We start from the raw sequence: 667 nt of genomic DNA, 5'->3' as shown, positions 1-667 counted from the left end.
CTTTTTTGTGATTTATAAAATATCCCTCTTCCTGTAAAGCAATTTTCATACGTGGATAACCATATTCCTTGTGCTTTACATGAATAGATTGTATTACTTTTTTTAATCGTTTCTCGGATTCCATTCGCATGTTTTTCATACCTTTTGTATGAATCCACTTATAATAACTTGAACGATGTACACCGGCAAATTTCGTAAGCCACATAACTGGATATTTCCCTTTTAATGATTCAATGATGTGATATCTCTCTGTATATTTTAGTGCACCCCCATTTACAGATTTGGATACTGCTTTTTTAAATATTCAACCTGTGCCTTATAGTAGTTACGTTCCTCCTCAATCGTCTTAAAATGAATACGTTTACCTTTTAGAGGATTTGATATACCTTTCATTCCACCATTTTTCCCACGAGTATCTGTAATTTCACCAAATTCTTTATATTTTTTCACCCAATTTTTTAATTGTGTAGAGCTTTTAATCTGATATTTTTCCTTTATCACATTGTAACTTCCTTCACCGTTTAAATAACTTTGAACAGCTGATAACTTTAATTCTTCTGAGTATGTATTAAATGTTGAACCTTTTTTAGTCATGAAAAATCCCCTCCAAGTAATAGTGTAACATCCATGTATGTACATGGTCTTTTTACACCGTCTACCTAAAGGG

At 31.9% G+C, this 667-nt stretch carries 2 protein-coding genes; both read right to left on the bottom strand.

Annotated features, from left to right (window positions below):
* A partial coding sequence (locus tag LOK41_RS28390) for an IS3 family transposase (protein ID WP_241819430.1) occupies positions 1–205 on the bottom strand: 205 nt, incomplete at its 3' end.
* A gap of 68 nt (positions 206–273) precedes the next feature.
* Positions 274–594, bottom strand: coding sequence for a transposase (locus LOK41_RS28385; protein WP_241819428.1), 321 nt, complete (start codon positions 592–594; stop codon positions 274–276).
* Positions 595–667: the final 73 nt, after the last annotated feature.

The organism is Bacillus sp. TL12, assembly GCF_022625245.1.
In the GTDB taxonomy this organism is placed as follows: Bacteria; Bacillota; Bacilli; order Bacillales; family Bacillaceae_G; genus Bacillus_A.
The sequence above is the reverse complement of the archived record's forward strand: the minus strand, read 5'-3'. Positions and strand labels throughout refer to the sequence as shown.

What these genes read in the sequence shown, in the direction of transcription:
- LOK41_RS28385 (WP_241819428.1), bottom strand. Translation starts at nt 594, where the DNA reads ATGACTAAAAAAGGTTCAACATTTAATACATACTCAGAAGAATTAAAG.